The organism is Microbacterium elymi (assembly GCF_021582895.2).
Classification (GTDB): Bacteria; Actinomycetota; Actinomycetes; order Actinomycetales; family Microbacteriaceae; genus Microbacterium; species Microbacterium humicola.
Map to the genome: position 1 here is coordinate 1,989,273 of NZ_CP091139.2, position 17,044 is coordinate 2,006,316.

At 70.1% G+C, this 17,044-nt stretch carries 14 protein-coding genes and 6 pseudogenes; 8 read left to right on the forward strand and 12 right to left on the reverse strand.

Going from position 1 to position 17,044, the window contains the following annotated elements; all coding sequences use genetic code 11:
* The first annotated feature begins 9 nt into the window (after window positions 1–9).
* From L2X98_RS10855 to L2X98_RS10870, 4 genes and pseudogenes are all read left to right on the forward strand, one after another.
* Window positions 10–355: pseudogene (locus L2X98_RS10855) on the forward strand (ArsR/SmtB family transcription factor).
* A 31-nt stretch (window positions 356–386) separates the two neighbouring features.
* Window positions 387–1,366 (forward strand): annotated as a pseudogene (locus L2X98_RS10860) (SRPBCC family protein).
* A gap of 25 nt (window positions 1,367–1,391) precedes the next feature.
* The gene (locus tag L2X98_RS10865; RefSeq protein WP_259610915.1) at window positions 1,392–1,952 is read left to right on the forward strand and encodes an alpha/beta fold hydrolase; all 561 of its coding nucleotides are present in this window, start codon (window positions 1,392–1,394) and stop codon (window positions 1,950–1,952) included.
* Window positions 1,909–2,268, forward strand: a complete 360-nt coding sequence (locus tag L2X98_RS10870; RefSeq protein WP_259610916.1) for a hypothetical protein — start codon at window positions 1,909–1,911, stop codon at window positions 2,266–2,268. Before L2X98_RS10865 ends, L2X98_RS10870 begins: the two co-directional genes overlap by 44 nt.
* 3 nt (window positions 2,269–2,271) lie before the next feature.
* Here L2X98_RS10870 and L2X98_RS10875 read toward each other — a convergent pair whose 3' ends face one another.
* The 6 genes and pseudogenes from L2X98_RS10875 to L2X98_RS10895 form a co-directional block, all read right to left on the reverse strand.
* Window positions 2,272–3,474, reverse strand: coding sequence for a mechanosensitive ion channel family protein (locus L2X98_RS10875; RefSeq protein ID WP_259610917.1), 1,203 nt, complete (start codon window positions 3,472–3,474; stop codon window positions 2,272–2,274).
* Between the two features lie 85 nt (window positions 3,475–3,559).
* Window positions 3,560–5,697 (reverse strand): annotated as a pseudogene (locus L2X98_RS22290) (APC family permease).
* 99 nt (window positions 5,698–5,796) lie between these two features.
* A complete protein-coding gene (locus L2X98_RS20965) occupies window positions 5,797–5,904 on the reverse strand; it encodes a DUF3237 family protein (protein WP_354002747.1) in 108 nt (35 codons plus the stop codon).
* Entirely contained in the window at window positions 5,871–6,266 is a 396-nt protein-coding gene (locus L2X98_RS10885) for a DUF3237 family protein (protein WP_354002748.1), read from the reverse strand. The genes L2X98_RS20965 and L2X98_RS10885 overlap by 34 nt, the downstream gene beginning before the upstream one ends.
* A 9-nt stretch (window positions 6,267–6,275) precedes the next feature.
* Window positions 6,276–7,293, reverse strand: a pseudogene (locus L2X98_RS10890) (LacI family DNA-binding transcriptional regulator).
* 31 nt (window positions 7,294–7,324) lie between these two features.
* The gene (locus tag L2X98_RS10895; protein WP_259610918.1) at window positions 7,325–9,001 is read right to left on the reverse strand and encodes a glycoside hydrolase family 13 protein; all 1,677 of its coding nucleotides are present in this window, start codon (window positions 8,999–9,001) and stop codon (window positions 7,325–7,327) included.
* A gap of 208 nt (window positions 9,002–9,209) precedes the next feature.
* On the opposite strand from L2X98_RS10895, the pseudogene L2X98_RS10900 reads away from it, so the two are divergent.
* Window positions 9,210–9,724 (forward strand): annotated as a pseudogene (locus L2X98_RS10900) (adenine phosphoribosyltransferase).
* A gap of 16 nt (window positions 9,725–9,740) precedes the next feature.
* Here the strand turns inward: L2X98_RS10900 and L2X98_RS20970 are convergent.
* The 6 genes and pseudogenes from L2X98_RS20970 to L2X98_RS10925 all read right to left on the reverse strand — a co-directional run bounded on the left by L2X98_RS20970 (window position 9,741) and on the right by L2X98_RS10925 (window position 13,317).
* On the reverse strand, window positions 9,741–10,235 hold the full coding sequence (locus tag L2X98_RS20970; protein ID WP_354002749.1) for an NAD(P)-dependent oxidoreductase: 495 nt from the start codon (window positions 10,233–10,235) through the stop codon (window positions 9,741–9,743).
* Window positions 10,187–10,669 carry a Rossmann-fold NAD(P)-binding domain-containing protein gene (locus tag L2X98_RS20975; protein ID WP_354002750.1) on the reverse strand — a complete coding sequence of 161 codons (483 nt, stop codon included), beginning with the start codon at window positions 10,667–10,669 and terminating at the stop codon, window positions 10,187–10,189. The genes L2X98_RS20970 and L2X98_RS20975 overlap by 49 nt, the downstream gene beginning before the upstream one ends.
* Window positions 10,670–10,734: 65 nt before the next feature.
* Window positions 10,735–11,070: a cupin domain-containing protein gene (locus L2X98_RS10910; RefSeq protein WP_259610919.1), complete on the reverse strand. Its 336-nt coding sequence runs from the start codon at window positions 11,068–11,070 to the stop codon at window positions 10,735–10,737.
* A 53-nt stretch (window positions 11,071–11,123) separates the two neighbouring features.
* Window positions 11,124–11,832: pseudogene (gene purQ, locus L2X98_RS10915) on the reverse strand (phosphoribosylformylglycinamidine synthase subunit PurQ).
* Window positions 11,829–12,077: a phosphoribosylformylglycinamidine synthase subunit PurS gene (locus L2X98_RS10920; protein WP_259610920.1), complete on the reverse strand. Its 249-nt coding sequence runs from the start codon at window positions 12,075–12,077 to the stop codon at window positions 11,829–11,831. Before L2X98_RS10920 ends, purQ begins: the two are co-directional and overlap by 4 nt.
* A gap of 523 nt (window positions 12,078–12,600) precedes the next feature.
* Entirely contained in the window at window positions 12,601–13,317 is a 717-nt protein-coding gene (locus L2X98_RS10925) for an FAD-dependent oxidoreductase (RefSeq protein WP_259610921.1), read from the reverse strand.
* A gap of 254 nt (window positions 13,318–13,571) precedes the next feature.
* On the opposite strand from L2X98_RS10925, the gene L2X98_RS10930 reads away from it, so the two are divergent.
* The 3 genes from L2X98_RS10930 (at window position 13,572) to L2X98_RS10940 (ending at window position 16,995) form a co-directional block, all read left to right on the forward strand.
* The gene (locus L2X98_RS10930; RefSeq protein WP_259610922.1) at window positions 13,572–14,900 is read left to right on the forward strand and encodes an ABC transporter substrate-binding protein; all 1,329 of its coding nucleotides are present in this window, start codon (window positions 13,572–13,574) and stop codon (window positions 14,898–14,900) included.
* A gap of 110 nt (window positions 14,901–15,010) precedes the next feature.
* Window positions 15,011–16,117 (forward strand): carbohydrate ABC transporter permease, encoded by a 1,107-nt coding sequence (locus tag L2X98_RS10935; RefSeq protein ID WP_259610923.1) that lies wholly within the window; start codon window positions 15,011–15,013, stop codon window positions 16,115–16,117.
* A complete protein-coding gene (locus L2X98_RS10940) occupies window positions 16,114–16,995 on the forward strand; it encodes a carbohydrate ABC transporter permease (RefSeq protein ID WP_259610924.1) in 882 nt (293 codons plus the stop codon). Before L2X98_RS10935 ends, L2X98_RS10940 begins: the two co-directional genes overlap by 4 nt.
* Window positions 16,996–17,044: the final 49 nt, after the last annotated feature.

Consider the following 17,044-nt stretch of genomic DNA (forward strand, 5'->3'; position numbering starts at 1 on the left):
TACAACCAAATGGTTGCACGAACTGGACTCAGCGACGACGAGGTGGACCGGATCTTCCGGGCCCTCGCCGACGCGACGCGGCGCGACATCCTGCGCCGCACGATCGCCGCCGAGCAGTCGGTGTCGACGCTTGCCGCCGACTACGACATGTCGTTCGCGGCGGTGCAGAAGCACGTCGCCGTGCTCGAAGCCGCCCGCCTGATCGTCAAGCGGGCCGAGGGAAGGGAGCGTCTCGTGCGCACCGATCCCGAGATGATCGCCCGGGCGCAGGCTTGCCCTCGAGCGCTACCAGGACCTGTGGCGGCACCGTATCGATCGCATCGACGCGCTGCTGGCCGAGGATCCCGAGGAATGACCGCACAGCATCCGTCACACAAGGAGAGATCATGCCCGTCATCGACATCACCAGCGATCCCGAGAAGCTGACGATGAACATCGTCGCCGATTTCGCCGCCCCGCCCGAGCGCGTGTGGAGCGTCTTCACCGATCCCCGCCAGCTCGAACGGTTCTGGGGTCCCCCGGGTGGCCCGCCACCTTCACCGGGTTCGAGTTCGCGCCCGGCGGCCTCGCGCAGTACCGGATGACCGGTCCCCGCGGTGAGACCTCCCGCGGTCGCTGGGAGTTCCTCACCATCGACGCGCCCCGCTCGTTCGAGGTGCTGGACGGCTTCGCCGACGAGAACGGCGAGCTGGACGACGCGATGCCGGCGATGCGGATGGTGTTCGCGTTCGAGCCGACCTCGACCGGCACGCGCCTGAACGGGGCGACGTACTTCCACTCGGTCGACGACCTCGAGAAGGCCGTCGGCATGGGCATGGTCGAGGGCACCCGGATGGCCATGGACCAGCTGGACGCCGTGCTGCAGGACCTGCGCGACTACGCCGCCGGCAAGGGCACCCGGCTCGAGGTGCTGGACGACCAGCACGTGCGCATCACCCGGCTGATCGAGGGCCCGCGCGAGCTCGTCTGGCGTGCGCACCACGACCCCGAGCTGCTGAAGCAGTGGCTGCTCGGTCCGGACGGATGGCGGATGACGGTGTGCGAGGTGGACTCCGCCCCGGGCGGCACCTACCGGTACGCGTGGGAGCCCGAAACCGGCACCGAGGGTGAGGCGTTCGGCTTCGACGGCGAGACGCTCGTCTCGGACGCGCCGCGCCGCGCGGTGACCACCGAGCACATGACCGGCACCGACTACCCGGCCACCGTCAACGACCTGCAGCTCTACGAGGAGGACGGTGCGACGCTCCTGACCCTGCTCATCGAGTACCCGGATGCCGCGACCCGCGACATCGTCCTGGCCACGGGCATGGTCGACGGCATGGAGACCAGCTACCGGCGCCTCGAGCGCGAACTGCTGCCGGCGTGACCCGGCACGACCGAGAGGAATCCGCATGACCGACGACAACGCGGCGCGCCCCGTGACCACCCAGCTGGTCGGCGAGGGCGACGATGCCATCACCTACGACATCCTCGGCGACCTCGCCACGGCGACTCCGGAACGCCCCGTGCTGTTCCTCTTCGGCGCTCCGATGGACGCCACAGGATTCGGCCTGCTGGCCGGTCACTTCACCGACCGTCCGGTGGTGACCTACGACCCGCGCGGCACGGGGCGCAATCCGCTCGGCACCGCCGACATCACCGTCGACCGGCACGCCGACGACCTGCACCGGGTCATCTCGGCGCTCGGCGTCGGCGCCGTGGACGCCTTCGGCACCAGCGGCGGGGGCGTGAACCTGCTCGCCCTCGTCGCCGCGCACCCGGAGGACGTGCGCTACGCGGTGGCCCACGAGCCGGCCACCGCCGCGCTTGCCGGACGAGCGCGCGGTGCACGCCGTGGTCGACGACCTGAAGCGCACGTACGCCGAGCGCGGCGACGGCCCGGCCATGGCGAAGTTCATCCAATTCGTGATGCTGGACGGAACCGTTCCGGACGACTACCTCCAGCGGCCTGAACCGGACCCCGCCATGTTCGGCATGTCGGCGGTCGATGACCGCACCCGCACGAACCCGCTGTTCCGCAACATGCCGGACATCCTCGATCACCGTCCCGACCTCGACGCCCTGCGGGCCCTCGGCGACCGGCTGGTCATCGCGGTGGGCGTCGAGTCGGGCCAGACGATGCCGGCACGCGCCGGACGTGCCGTCGCCGCCGCCGTCGGGATCGGCGTGATGGACGTGCCCAGCCACCATGCGGGCTTCACCGATCAGCCGGGCATGCCCGGCGACCCGGCGGGGTTCGCCGCCCGGCTCCGCGAGGTGCTCGGCTGATCGTCAGTCGCGGGCGTCGGCGGCGGATGCCTCATCCGCGTCGGCGTCCGCGATCACCGGGATGGGCCGGGTCTCATCCCCGCGCGAGCGGTGGTCCGCGGCATCCTCCGTCGCAGCGCCGCCCACCGGCGCCCGGTGCGTGCGCGGAAGCTGCTCGCCGTCCCGCTGGATCGTCTGGATGCGGGTGCGCGGCAGGCCCTCGGGGTTCTCGTGCTCGGCCACCAGCAGCATCTCTTCGCGCACCGTCCGCGTCAGATCGAACATCTTGAACGCATCATCGGCGCTGACCAGCGCCCGCACCTGGACATACCCGCCGACCGTGTCGGTCACGCGCAGCGACGAGGCCGCTCCGTCCCACAGCCCGCTCTCATCGAGCACGCGGTCCAGCTGCGCGCGCATGCGCGGGATGTCGACGCCCCAATCGAGGTCGAAGAAGACCGTGCCCAGCACGGCGGTCGACTCGCGCGTCCAGTTCTCGTACGGCTGCTGGGTGAAGTAGGTGGAGGGCAGGACGAGCCGGCGCTCGTCCCAGATCCGCACCACGACATAGGTGAGGGTGATCTCTTCGATGTAGCCCCACTCGCCGTTGACCACGACGACATCCTCCAGCCGCACCGCCCCGCTGAAGGCCAGCTGCATGCCGGCGAACAGGTTTCCCAGCGTGGACTGGGCGGCAAGGCCGGCCACCACCGACAGGAATCCGGCCGACGCCAGCAGGGTCGTTCCGAGTGCGGCGATCTGCGGGATCGTCAGCAGCGCGGCGCCGACGCCGATGACCACCGTGGCCGCGCCGATCAGGCGACGCACCACCACCACCTGGGTGCGGGCGCGCCGCGCCTGCCATCCGTCCGAGCCGTCGGTGGCGTAGTGCGACAGGCCGATGTCGGCCGCGAACATGAGCACCGACCCGATCGCCCACACCGCCGACAGCACGAGGAGCACGACGAACACGTGCCGCATCAGCACGGCGCCGGGGTCGGTCAGGGGCAGGGTCGCCGCCAGGGCGATCCAGGCCAGGATCACCGAGAGGACCACCAGGAACGGCACACGGGTGCGGCGGCGGAGAAGATCGAGCCACGGCCGGCGCCGGGCGAGAGCGCCGAGCACGCGACCGAGAACATAGGCCGCGGCGATCACGATCACCGCGGCGATCACCAGCAGGATCAGGGCGTTCAGGGCAGGGGCGAGGTTCCAGAACGAGACCATGGACCCCCACCCTAGGCGCGGTGCCGGGCCGGTTCAAACGTGCGCGCTCCGCAGCGGGCGGAGCGGATGCCGCGGCCGGCCGCGGTCAGCGGTCCGGGGTGTGCGGCTTCACCGGCGGCGGCAGGGTCTGCGGCGCGAACGGCCGCCCGGCGCGATCCTGACCGGGGACCGGCCGCGACCGCCGGCCGTAGATGAGCTCGGACGAATCCAGCAGCCAGGGCACGAGCGTGATCGTCACGCCGTGCACCAGCATCAGCTGCTGTGCCATCCGCCGCGCGCGGCGGTTGTGCAGGATCGACTCCCACCAGTGCCCGACGATGTACTGCGGCAGGTAGACGGTGACGACGGCCGACCCGTGCTCGGCGCGATACTGCTTGATGAACTCGATGACGGGCCCGGCGTAGCTGCGAAACGGCGACTCGATGGTGATCAGCGGCACCGGCATCCCGTGCTCCTGCCAGTCCTTCTGCAGCGCGCGCGACTCGGCCTCGGTGACGCCGACGTGCACCGCGATCGTCTTGTCGTGCCGGGCGGCCAGGGCGTAGTCCACGGCCTTGACGACCGGCTTCTGCAGCCGGTTCACCAGGATGACCGCGACATCCCCCGCCGCCCCGAAGTGCACGGTGTCATCCATCCGGATCTCGTGCTCGACATCCCGGTAATACCGGTAGACCCCCATCATCAGCACGGACAGGATGGGGATCGCCAGGAACACCAGCCACGCGCCATGCGTGAACTTCGTGATCGTCACGATGATCAGCACCGCCACGGTCATGGTCGCGCCCACGCTGTTGATGGCCAGGCCCTTGCGATAGCTGCGCGCTTGCCGATGGGCGGACTCCTGCGCGCGGGCGTCGGCGGGCAGCGCCTGGATCCGGCGCAGGCCGCGGATCCAATGTCGGATCATCCCGATCTGGCCCAGCGAGAACGACACGAACACGCCGATGATGTACAGCTGGATCAGATTGCTCAGGTTCGCCCGGTACACCACCAGCACCGCGATCGCGGCGATGCCGAGCACGATCATGCCGTTCGAGTAGACCAGGCGGTCGCCACGGGTGTTCAGCGCCTTCGGCGCATAGCCGTCGCGGGCCAGCACCGCACCCAGCAGCGGGAACCCGTTGAAGGCGGTGTTGGCCGCCAGCAGCAGCACGCACGCGGTCGCTGCCTGCACGATGAAGAACGGCACCGAGTTCATTCCGAACGTCGCCGCCGACAGCTTGCGCCATCAGGCTCGGCTTGCGGCAGGTTCTTGCAGTCGAAGCCGACCAGGTCGCACGGGTTCTCGGAGTACTGCACCCCCGAGATCAGCGCCAGCGTGACCAGTCCGGCGAACATGAGGCCGGCGATCGTGCCCATCAGCGCCAGGGTCGCGCGGGCGTTGCGGATCTTGGGCTTGCGGAACGCCTGCACGCCGTTCGAGACCGCCTCCACCCCGGTCAGCGCCGAACAGCCGCTGGAGAAGGCCCGCAGCACCAGCAGGATCACCGCGGCCTGCGAGATGCTCTGCGCGTGCAGCCCGTACTGGGCGCTGGAGGCGACCGGCGCCGCGCCGATGAAGGTGCGCGCCATGCCCACCACCACCATGACGCCGACCGACGCGATGAACACGTAGGTGGGGATCGCGAAGGCGCGCGACGCCTCGCGCACGCCGCGCAGGTTCACGACGATGATCAGGATGACGCATCCCACCGCCAGCTCGACCCGCCACGGGTTCAGTCCCGGCAGCGCCGAGATGATGTTGTCGACCCCGGATGCCGTCGACACGGCCACGGTGAGGATGTAGTCCACCAGCAGAGCGGATGCCACGACTACGCCGGGCACTTCGCCGAGATTCGTCCGCGCCACCTCGTAGTCGCCGCCGCCGGACGGGTACGCCCGGATCAGCTGCCGGTACGAGAGGACGACCACGGCAAGCAGCACGACCGCCGCGGCGACCCAGGGCGCGAAGGCCAGGAACGCCAATCCGCCGGTCAGCAGGATCATCAGCAGCTCCTGCGGGGCGTAGGCCACGCTCGACAGCGCATCGGACGCGAAGATCGGCAGCGCCATCCGCTTGGGCAGGAGGTGCTCGTCCGCTTTCTGCGACGCGAGCGGGTCGCCGAGGAGGATGCGCTTCGCGATCGGCGACTCCGGCGCCGGATCACGATCTTCTGTTGTCACGGCGCGTGACACTACGCCTATCGGGGGGCGGTTGCAACGCGACGCGGCCGTGCGCGGCATCCCGTGATCAAGAGGTGATCTGGCGGCGGCGGCGGCGCCGCCGCGAGGGCGGGTCGGACGGCGTCGCGGGCGCGGGTCAGACGACGGCGCGGGCGCGGGTCAGACGACGGCGAACACGGCGATCTCGACGGCATCGGGGTGCCGCACGCCGGTGCCCACGAAGATCGTGCGATTCACCCAGTCCCAGGCGCCGCGCGGGGCGCGCAACCGGGAACGCAGCGGAAGTAGATCCGGTCCGGATCCACCGTCTCGCCCCGCATCAGCCGGTCGATATCCTCCGGCGCTCCGGCCCGGATCGCGGTGTTGACCACCTCGATCACCGTGTCATCGTCGACCTGGATCGGATATCGCGCCTGCAGATCGGTCACGCCGTCCGGCCGCAGGACCTGGAAGTCGGCGCCGCCGCCGAGCACGCGACCGGAGAGCTCGCCGGTCGCGGTGCCGGAGCGGATCGGCACGATACGGCGCCACCCGTCCGGTCCGGAGCCCAGGTCGATCGGCTCGTCCACCTCCACCCGGATGCTGGTCACGTGACGCAGGGCGGGAGCGGTGGGGGATGCATCGGTCATAACGGCATGCTAGGCGGCTGCTGCGGGCCGGGCGGTCGTGCCGCGCACGACCAGCTCGAAGGGGAGGCTGCCCGGCTCGGGACGGGGATGCGCGCCGGGCTCGAGGAAGCGCAGGATCGCGTCGGCCGCGCGTTCGCCCTGGCGCACCGGGAACTGGTCCACCGTGGTGAGCTGGAAGAAGTCGCCCAGTTCGTGGCCGTCCACCCCCACCACCGACAGGTCGGTGGGAACGCGGAAGCCCAGTTCGCGTGCGGCCAGCAGCGCGCCGACGGCCATCTCGTCCGAGGCCGCGAAGATCGCGGTCGGCTTCTCGCCGGGCCGGCCCAGGCAGTGCCTGGCCGCCCGGAATCCGCCGTCGATGGTGAAGTCCGCCGGCTCGAACAGCCGCGGCCTGACCTCGACCCCGGCCTGTTCCAGCGCGCGCTCGAAGCCCTGCCGGCGCTGGGTGGGGATGTGGAAGTCGAGATCGAACTCGGGGCTGGCTCCGATGTGCGCGATCTCGCGATGGCCGAGCGCGAGCAGGTGGTCGGCCGCCAGCTCGGCGACCGCGACGTCGTCCACGGTGAGCGTGGTCAGCCGCGGATCGGACCCGCCGATCGCGATCACCGGGATGCCCAGGGCGAGCAGGCGCTCGATCTCGGCATCCCCCAGTTCGATCGAGATCGAGATCACCCCGTCCACGCGCTGTCGGCGCAAGCGTGTCGAAGACGTTGCGACGCAGCTCCTGGTCCTCGGTGAGGCTGTACAGGGTGATGTCGTAGCCGTGCCGCATCAGCTCGTCCGCCACGCCGGACAGGACCGTGCTGAAGAACCAGCGCTGCAGGAACGGCACCAGCACGCCGACGTTGCGGGTCCGCCCCGATGCCAGGCTCGACGCGGACGCCGACACGACATAGCCGAGCGACTCGGCGGCGGCGTGCACCCGCGACTTCGAGGCGTCCGACACGTGCCCGCGGCCGCTGAGCGCGCGCGACACGGTGGCGGTGGACACGCCGGCCAGCCGCGCGACTTCGTCGATGCTCACCATGGCGCCTCCCGGCCGGCCGTCTCAGTCCGCCTCAGTCCGTCTCGACCCAGACCGAGGTGTCGACCGGCAGCATCCCGTCGGCCAGCGGTCCACTGGACAGGATGACCCGCCCCGCGGGGACGGGGATCGGCTCGGCGCCGATGTTCGCCACCACCGCGACATTCCCGTTGCGGAATGCGACGACATCCGTCCGCTCGGAGTCGGTCCAGGTGAGGGAGCCGACGCCCAGGCCGCGCGTGCGACGCTCGGCGAGCAGCTGCCGGTAGAGCGAGAGGGTGGATGCCGGGTCCTGCGACTGCGCGTCGCGGGCCAGCCGCGCCCACTCGGCCGGCTGCGGCAGCCACGACGTCCCGGTCGTGTTGAAGCCGTACGCCGGGGCATCCGACCGCCACGGGATCGGGACGCGGCAGCCGTCCCGGCCGTACCGCTGGTGGCCGGTGCGGAACCAGGTCGGATCCTGCCGGGCCTCATCCGGGATGTCGATGACCTCGGGCAGCCCGAGCTCCTCGCCCTGGAACAGGTAAGCCGAGCCGGGCAGCGCGAGCATGAGCGTCGTGGCCGCACGCGCGCGGCGCAGGCCGATCACCGGGTCGGGCTTGCCCGGGGAGTTCGGGCCGATGCCCTCGCCCTGCGGGCTGTCGGCGGTCAGCGCGAGCCGCGACGCGTGCCGGATCACGTCGTGGTTGGACAGCACCCAGGTGCTCGGGGCCCCGACCGCGCCGTACTCCCGGATCGAGTCGGCGATCACCCGGCGCAGGGCGCCGGCGTTCCACTCGCTCATCAGGTAGCCGAAGTTGAAGGCCTGGTTCATCTCGTCCGGGCGCACCCACAGCGCCGTCTGCGCGATGGTCGGCAGCCACGCCTCGGCGCACAGGGCGCGGTCGCCGTCGTATTCGGCGAGCACCTTATGCCAGTCGCGGTATACGTCGTGCACACCCTCCTGGCCCCAGTACGGGACGTCGGTCTCGTCGCCGCCCATCGAGCCGCCGTCGACGGCCGGGGTGTAGTCGGGCAAGCCGTCGGCCTTGATCAGGCCGTGGGCGACGTCCACGCGGAAGCCGTCCACGCCCCGGTCGAGCCAGAACCGCAGGATGCGACGGAACTCCGCGCGCACCTCGGGGTTGGTCCAGTCGAAGTCGGGCTGCGATGCGTCGAACAGGTGCAGGTACCACTGGCCGGGAGTGCCGTCCGGTGCGGTCACGCGGGTCCAGGCGGGACCGCCGAACACCGACTCCCAGTTGTTCGGCAAGCTCGCCGTGCTCGCCGCGGCCGTCGCGGAACAGGTAGCGGGCCCGCTCGGGCTGCCGGGGTCGGCGGCCAGCGCCGCCTGGAACCAGACGTGCTGGTCGGAGGAGTGGTTCGGGACCAGGTCGACGATCACCCGGATGCCGCACTCGTGCGCGCGCTCCAGCATCCGGTCGAAGTCCTCGAGCGTGCCGAACAGCGGATCGACGTCGCAGTAGTCGGCGACGTCGTAGCCGGCGTCCTTCTGCGGGCTGGTCATGAACGGGCTGAGCCAGACCGCGTCCACGCCGAGGGTCTGCAGGTCCCGGAGGTGGGCGGTGATGCCGGGCAGGTCGCCCACGCCGTCGCCGTTGGCGTCCGCGAACGAGCGGGGATAGATCTGGTAGATCACGGCAGAGCGCCACCACTCCGACCCCGGGGCGGTGGGCAGGGCGCGGGCGGTGTCGAGCGCGGGCGAAGTCATGCGAACAGCGTAGTGCAAGCGCTTACACATGTCGCCGCGCCCGCCTTCCTCTCCGCGGGATCGTACGATTTGGCCGACTGCACATCATCCTGGGCCGAAATTGATGTGGTTTCGGCCAAATCGTACGATTTCGCGGGACGGACCGGGGAGGGAACGGGGAGAGTCGGGGATGGAACGGGGGAGGGAAGGGGCCGCGTAGGGTGGACGGGTGCCCGATGAGCTTGCGCGCGCGGAGAGCTTGATCCGCAGCATCCCGGACTATCCCGAACCGGGCGTCCTCTTCCGCGACATCACGCCGCTGCTGGCGGACGGCCGTGCCCTGCGGACCACCATCGACGCGATGATCGCGCCCTTCGCCGGGCAGTTCGACGTCGTCGCCGGGGTCGAGGCACGCGGATTCCTGCTCGCCGGCGCCGTGGCGATCGCGGCGAACGTCGGACTGGTGCCGATCCGCAAGGCCGGCAAGTTGCCCGGCCCGCGGCATCCGTCGACTACGCCCTCGAGTACGGCACCGCGACCATCGAGGCGCACGACGACATCCGTCCCGGCGTCCGCCTCCTGCTCGTGGACGACGTGCTGGCCACCGGCGGCACCCTGCAGGCCGCGCACACCCTCGTCGCCGAGCTCGGCGGCACGGTCGTCGGCACGTCGGTGCTGATGGAGCTCACCGCCCTCGGTGGCCGCGCCCTGGTCGGCGACGTGCACACCGTCTTCCGCGCCTGAGTCGGCCCGCGCCGGATCAGGATGCCGGGAGGACGACGTTCACCGGTGCCTCGCCGGCGAGCATCCGCTCCACCTGCCGGCGGATCAGCCGCGCGATCCGCGGCGCCATGGCGGTGGATGCTCCGCCCACATGTGGCGCGATGAGCACACCGGGCAGCGTCCACAGCGGATGGTTGGCCGGCAGCGGCTCGGGATCGGTGACATCCAGCGCCGCCCGGATCCGGCCGCGGCCCACGTGGTCGGCCAGCGCGTCGGTGTCGACGATCGCCCCGCGCCCGACGTTGACGATGAGCGCACCGTCGGGCAGCAGCGACAGCGCGGCGTCGTCGATCAGGTGGCGGGTCTGGTCGCCTCCCGGCAGCGTGGCGATCACGATCTCGGCATCCGGCAGCAGCGCCGCGAGCTCGTCTGATCCATGCACCGGGATGTCGTCCTCGACGCGTGCCCGATGCGCGAGCACCGTCAGCCGCACCTCGAACGGGGCCAGGCGCGCCGCGGTCGCCTTGCCCACGCCGCCGTAGCCGAGGCGAGCAACCGGCGGTCGGCGAGGCTCGCAGCGAACACCGGCTGCCACCGCCGCTCGTCCTGGGCGCGCACGAAGTCGGGGATCTGCCGCTGGGCGGCCAGGGTCAGCGCGAGCGCCATCTCGGCGGTCGAGGTCTCATGCACGCTGGCGGCGTTGGCGAAGACGCGGCCGGCCGGCAGGTGCGGCACCACGTGCTCGTAGCCGATGGACTGGCCCTGGATGAGCCGCGTGCGCACGTCGCGCAGCTGCGCGAAGACGGCGGCGGCGCTGCCGCCCATGTACGGCGGCACGACGATGTCGATCGCCTCGCGGTCGGTCGGGGCATCCATCGGCCAGACGATCAGCTCGACGTCGTCGGGCAGATCGGCGAGGTCCTCGGCGAGCGACTCGGTGGGCACGGACACGACCAGACGGGGCATCCTCCCACGCTACCGCCGGCGCAGAAGGCCCTGACTCAGAAGGCGCCGCCTCAGACGGTCTTGCCTCAGACGGTCTTGACCACGGTCAGCACGAACGCCGAGTCCTCGACCGCCTGCACCGAATGGCGCGCGGTCGGGACGATGAGGAAGTCGCCGGGCAGGCCCTCCCAGACCGTGCTGCCGGCGATCAGCCGGATGTGCCCCTGGATGACGTGCAGGGTCGCCTCGCCCGGGTTGTTGTGCTCCTCGAGCTCGCGGCGGGCGCACAGTGCGATCACGGTCTGCCGGAGCATCCGCTCGTGCCCGCCGAAGATCGTCTTCGCGCTGCGGCCGCTGGGCGCGTGCGCGGCGAGGCTGAGCTGCTGACGCGCCTGCGCGATCAGGGAGATCTTCTGCGACACCGGGGACACCTCCGTGCCGCAAGTCAAGCACGTTCCCCGTCTCGGCGGGAGGGTCAGGCTGCGGCGCGGGCGACTGCGGAGATCGCCGCGGAGAAGAAGCGCAAGCCCGTCGGTGCCCGAGCGCATGGCGTCGGGCGTGTTCGGCCCGAAGCCGGGCTCGACGGCGTGCTCGGGGTGGGGCATCAGCCCGACCACGTTTCCGCGCTCGTTGGACAGCCCTGCGATGTCGTTCAGCGAGCCGTTCGGGTTCACACCCACGTAGCGGAACGCCACCTGGCCCTCGCCCTCGATGCGCGCCAGCGTCTCGGCGTCCGCGATGTAGCCGCCCTCGCCGTTCTTCAGCGGGATCACGATCTCCTCGCCGGCCGCGAACTCGGCGGTCCAGTCCGTCGCCGCGTTCTCCACCCGCAGCCGCTGGTCCCGGCGCACGAACTGCTGGCCGGCGTTGCGGATCAGGCCGCCCGGCAGCAGGTGCGCCTCGACCAGCATCTGGAAGCCGTTGCAGATGCCCAGCACCGGCAGGCCGCCGGCCGCGGCATCCTTGACCTCCGCCATGATCGGCGAGAGGGCGGCGATGGCGCCGGAGCGCAGATAGTCGCCGTAGCTGAACCCGCCCGGCAGGACGAGGGCGTCCACGCCCTCCAGGTCATGCGAACCGTGCCACAGGGCCACCGGCTCGGCGCCGGCGATGCGGATCGCGCGCTGCGCGTCGCGGTCATCGAGCGATCCGGGGAACGTGATGACCCCGATCCGCGTGGTCACTCCACGACCTCGATGCCCACGACATCCTCGATCACCGCGTTGGACAGGATGTCGGCGGCGACCTGTCGCGCCTGCGCGAGCGTGGCGTCGTCGACCTCGCCGTCCACGGTGAGCTCGAAGCGCTTGCCGATGCGCACCGCACGGAACGGGGTCTCGCCGATCCGCGCGAGAGCGCCGGCGACGGCCTTCCCCTGCGGATCGAGCAGCTCGGCCTTGGGCATGACGTCGACGACGATGGTGGGCATTCGAGGCTCCGGATGTCGCGGAAAAGGGGCACCGCCAGTCTACGGTGCGGCCGCCAGGTGATTCTCGATGACGTACTCCGCAATCGCGAGCGAACTGGTGGCCGCGGGGAGGGCGCATTGCGCAGCGTGACGGCCCCGACCTGGTCGACCGCGAAGTCGTCCACCAGTGCGCCGTCCCGGGCCCATGCCTGGGCGCGCACCCCGGCGGCGGACTTGTGCGTCAGGTCGGACATCGTCAGTTCGGGCACGAACCGGCGGGCCTTGTGGAACCAGCGGCGCTTGATCAGCGATCCGCTGATCTCGTCCACACCCATCCGCCAGTGCTCCTTGGCCAGCGGCCACGCACCGGGCCAGACCAGCGACTGCCAGGTGTCGCGGGCCGACCACTGCCACCAGGTGTACCCCTCGCGGGCCAGGGCCGGGACCGCATTCGGTCCGACGTGGACGTTGTCGTAGACGCCGCGGGTGAAATGCACGCCGAGGAACGGGAAGCGCGGATCGGGAACGGGGTAGATCATCCCGTTCACCAGACCGGTGCGCTCCGGCCGCAGCTTCCAGTACTCGCCGCGGAACGGCAGGATCTTCGGCGACGGGTCGGCTCCGACGAAGCGTGCGACGACGTCGGACTGCAGCCCGCACAGACGATCACCCGGTCGAACAGGTGGCTCGAGACCGGCGTGGTCACCCGGACCCGGCCGCGCTCGTCGGCGATCGCGGTGACCTCGTGGCCGAGCAGGATCCGGCCCCCGGCGGCGCGGACGTCCTGTGCCATCGCCTCGGTGATCGAGGAGTAGTCCACGACCGCGGTGTGCGGCGAGTGCACCGCGGCCACCCCCGCCGCGTGCGGCTCGATCTCGCGCAGGCGCGTGACGTCGTCGATGCGGGCGAGGCTCGGGACGCCGTTCTCGCGGGAGCGCCGCTCGATCTCGTCCAGCGCCGGGATCTCGGAGGGATCCACCGCGACCACGAGCTTGCCGACTTCGCGGAAGGGCAGGCCCTTGTCCTGGCAGAACTCGCGCATCGACGTGCGCCCGGCCGCGCACAGCGTGGCCTTCAGCGAACCGGGTGCGTAGTACAGCCCGGCGTGTACGACACCCGAGTTGTGTCCGGTCTGGTGCTGAGCGAGGCGCGCCTCCTTCTCCAGCACGGTGACCTCGTCGCCGCGGCCCGCCAGGGCGCGGGCGAGTGCGATGCCCACGATGCCGCCCCCGATGATGCCGACCCGGCCGCCCACTCCCACACGCTCACGCTAGCGGAATCAGCATCCGCGCCCGGAAGAAGCGACAGCGGATGCCGATTCCGGCCGCGCGAAGCGGCACCGATGGCGCCGTGATCAAATCGTGACCGATTTCGTGGGAGCGCTCCCTTGACCCAGATGGGAGCGGTCCCATAAAGTCGGTCGCGTGCTTGGGAGCGCTCCCATCTAGAGCCTGCGACACGAGCCGTGCAGGAAGCCCGTACTTGCAAGAACCCGACACCACAAAGGAGTGACCCGTGAAATCACGTGCACTGCGACGCACCGCCGTCGCGATCGCCGCCACATCCACTGCTGTTCTCGCCCTCGCCGGCTGCGCCGGCAGCGGTGGCTCCGACTCCGGCGACTCGAACGAGAAGATCACGCTGACCGTCACCACGTTCGGCGCGATGGGGATGGACGACCTCTACAAGCAGTATGAGAGCGACCACCCCGGCATCACGATCAAGGCGACCAACATCGACACCGGTGGCAACGCACTGACCGACTGGCAGACCAAGCAGGCGGCCGGGGCGGGTCTTCCCGATGTGCAGGCCGTCGAAGAGGGCTGGCTGAGCAAGGTCATGCAGGTCAGCGACAGCTTCACCGACCTGACCAAGTACGGCGCCGACGACACCAAGGGCGACTGGGTGCCGTGGAAGGTGCAGCAGGCCACCGACAAGGACGGCCGCATCATCGGCTATGGCACCGACATCGGACCGGAGGGGCTCTGCTACAACAGCAAGCTGTTCGCTGCGGCCGGACTGCCGACAGACCGTGACAAGGTCGCCGAATACTTCGGCGGCGCCGATGCGACGTGGGACAAGTTCTTCCAGATCGGAAAGGACTACCACGACAAGACCGGCAAGGCGTGGTACGATCAGTCCGGCTTCGTCTGGAACTCGATGGTCAACCAGCTGCCCGAGGGCTACTACAAGAGCGATGGCACGCTGAACGTCAAGGACAACGCCGATCTGAAGGCGCGCTGGGCCCTTCTCGCGCAGGGTGCGGCCGATGGTCTGAGCAGCAACCAGACCCAGTGGGACTGGGGCGGGGGCAAGGCGTTCACCGACGGCTCGTTCGCCGTCTTCGTCTGCCCGGGCTGGATGCTCGGCAACGTCAAGGGCGGGGCAGAGTCCGCCGGCGGCGACGCGAGCACCGGCTGGGACTTCGCCGATGTCTTCCCCGGCGGCCCCGCCAACTGGGGTGGCTCGTTCCTGACGGTGCCGACCACCTCGAAGCACCCGAAGGAGGCCGCCGAGCTGGCGGCGTACCTGACCAGCGCCTCGTCTGAGGTCGCCGAGTTCCAGAAGGCCGGCGCGTTCCCGAGCGTCGTGAAGGCCCAGAGCGACCCCGGCGTGACCGGCGAGAGCGAACTGACGAAGTTCTTCAACGACGCGCCGATCGGGGAGATCCTGGCCAAGCGCGCCGAGGGTGTGAAGGCGCAGTACAAGGGTCCGGACGACGCGGTCATCCAGGAGCAGGTGTTCGGCCCGAGCATCCAGCAGCTGGACTCCGGCAAGGCCGACGGCACCAAGGCGTGGAACAACGCCATGAAGCTGCTCGACCAGCTCGTCATCAACAAGTAGCGCTCGACGCTCGAGCACCGGGCGGGCCCTCCGGACATCCCTCGGGGGGCCCGCCCGCATCCCACCGGGCTCACCACGCCCCCGCATCCCGCCAGAGGTAGAGAGCAGACATGACCTCCACGCTCCAACCGCCGACTCGGCAGCAGTCATCGCCCGTCCGGCGACCCGCCGGTCCGACCCCGGCGCTCACGTTCCGGCAGCGGCTCAGCCGCTGGGACGTGCGCTATTCGCCGTACTTCTACGTCGCGCCGTTCTTCGTTCTCTTCGGCCTCGTCGGCCTGTTCCCGCTGGTGTACACGTTCGTGGTCTCGCTGAACGACTGGGACCTTCTCACCGGGGCCGGCGACTGGGTGGGCTTCGAGAACTTCGGCACGGAGCTGACCGACCCGCTGTTCTGGAACTCGGTGTTCAACACCTTCAGCATCTTCTTCCTGTCGGCGATCCCGCAGCTGATCGCCGCCACGGTGATCGCCGCGGTGCTCGACCAGAACCTGCGCGCGAAGACGTTCTGGCGCATCAGCGTGATCCTGCCGTACGTGGTCACCCCGGTCGCCGTCACCCTGATCTTCAGCAACATGTTCGGCGAGAAGTACGGGTTGATCAACAACCTCCTCGAGGCGCTCAACCTGCCCGACGTGATGTGGAAGACCGACACCCTGCCCAGCCACCTCGCGATCGCCACCATGGTCAACTGGCGCTGGACCGGCTACAACGCCCTCATCCTGCTGGCCGCCATGCAGGCGGTGCCGCGCGACATCCACGAATCCGCCGCCATCGACGGCGCCGGAGCGGTGCGCAGGTTCTTCTCCATCACGATCCCCAGCATCCGGCCGACGTTCATCTTCGTCGTGATCACCGCGACCATCGGCGGCCTGCAGATCTTCACCGAGCCGAAGCTGTTCAACGCCGCCAGTTCGACCCCCGGTGGGCCGCAGCGGCAGTACCAGACCACCGTGCTGTATCTGTGGGATCTCGCCTTCAACCGCGGATCGTTCGGCAAGGCCGCGGCGGTCGCCTGGATCCTGTTCCTGATGATCGTCGCGATCGGCATCGTGAACTTCCTGATCACCCGCAGCATCTCCGGCGTCGAGGCCAAGGCCGTCTCACGGCGCCGCCAGCGCCGCCTCGACCGCGTGCGTGCCGCGCAGGCTGCCGGATCGGATGCCGCACCCGCCGCACCCGTCGTGCCAGCCGGAACCGAAAGGGGCATCGAATGACCGCGCAGACCCTCACCGCGGCGCCCGCGCGCTCGCGGCGGCACCGCCGTGGCGGCTTCGGCATCGAGCGCCGGCCCGGATGGTTCAGCTACACCCTCGTCGCGGTCTTCTTCATCGCCGGCGCCTATCCGCTCTACTGGTCGTTCGTCATGGGTTCGCGCGACAACGCCGCGCTGACCCAGACCTGGCCACCGCTCCTGCCGGGCGGACAGTTCTGGACGAACGTCGCCGAGGTCTTCGACACCATCGACTTCTGGAAGGCGCTCGCCAACTCGATCATCGTCGCCGGCGTGATCACCGCATCCGTCATCCTCTTCTCCACGCTGGCCGGCTACGCGTTCGCGAAGCTGAGGTTCCGCGGGCGCGAAGGCCTCATGGTGTTCGTGATCGCCACGCTCGCCGTGCCGACCCAGCTGGGCATCATCCCGATGTTCATGCTGATGAAGCAGTTCGGCTGGACCGGCACCCTCGGCGCCGTCATCATCCCGACGCTGGTCACGGCGTTCGGTGTGTTCTTCATGCGGCAGTACCTCGTCGACGTCATCCCCGACGAGCTGATCGAGGCCGCCCGCATCGACGGCGCCAGCATGTTCCGCACGTTCTGGCACGTCGGGGTGCCCGCCGCGCGTCCGGCCATGGGCATCCTCGGCCTGTTCACCTTCATGACCGCGTGGACGGACTACCTCTGGCCCCTGCTGGTGGTGCCGCAGAATCCGACGCTGCAGGTGGCGCTCAGCCAGCTGCAGAGTGCGAAGTACGTCGACTACGCGGTCGTGCTCGCCGGAGCCGTCCTGGCCACCCTCCCCCTGATCGTCGTGCTCGTCGTCGCCGGCAAGCAGCTGGTGTCGGGGATCATGGCGGGTGCGGTCAAGGGATGATGGATACGACGACGACCACCACCACGACGTCCGCCACGACAGGGAATCT

What these genes read in the sequence shown, in the direction of transcription:
- L2X98_RS10875 (WP_259610917.1), bottom strand. Translation starts at nt 3,474, where the DNA reads ATGGTCTCGTTCTGGAACCTCGCCCCTGCCCTGAACGCCCTGATCCTG.
- L2X98_RS10865 (WP_259610915.1), top strand. Translation starts at nt 1,392, where the DNA reads ATGACCGACGACAACGCGGCGCGCCCCGTGACCACCCAGCTGGTCGGC.
- L2X98_RS10935 (WP_259610923.1), top strand. Translation starts at nt 15,011, where the DNA reads ATGACCTCCACGCTCCAACCGCCGACTCGGCAGCAGTCATCGCCCGTC.
- L2X98_RS10920 (WP_259610920.1), bottom strand. Translation starts at nt 12,077, where the DNA reads ATGCCCACCATCGTCGTCGACGTCATGCCCAAGGCCGAGCTGCTCGAT.
- L2X98_RS10895 (WP_259610918.1), bottom strand. Translation starts at nt 9,001, where the DNA reads ATGACTTCGCCCGCGCTCGACACCGCCCGCGCCCTGCCCACCGCCCCG.
- L2X98_RS10885 (WP_354002748.1), bottom strand. Translation starts at nt 6,266, where the DNA reads ATGACCGATGCATCCCCCACCGCTCCCGCCCTGCGTCACGTGACCAGC.
- L2X98_RS10870 (WP_259610916.1), top strand. Translation starts at nt 1,909, where the DNA reads ATGCTGGACGGAACCGTTCCGGACGACTACCTCCAGCGGCCTGAACCG.
- L2X98_RS10940 (WP_259610924.1), top strand. Translation starts at nt 16,114, where the DNA reads ATGACCGCGCAGACCCTCACCGCGGCGCCCGCGCGCTCGCGGCGGCAC.
- L2X98_RS20975 (WP_354002750.1), bottom strand. Translation starts at nt 10,669, where the DNA reads ATGCCCCGTCTGGTCGTGTCCGTGCCCACCGAGTCGCTCGCCGAGGAC.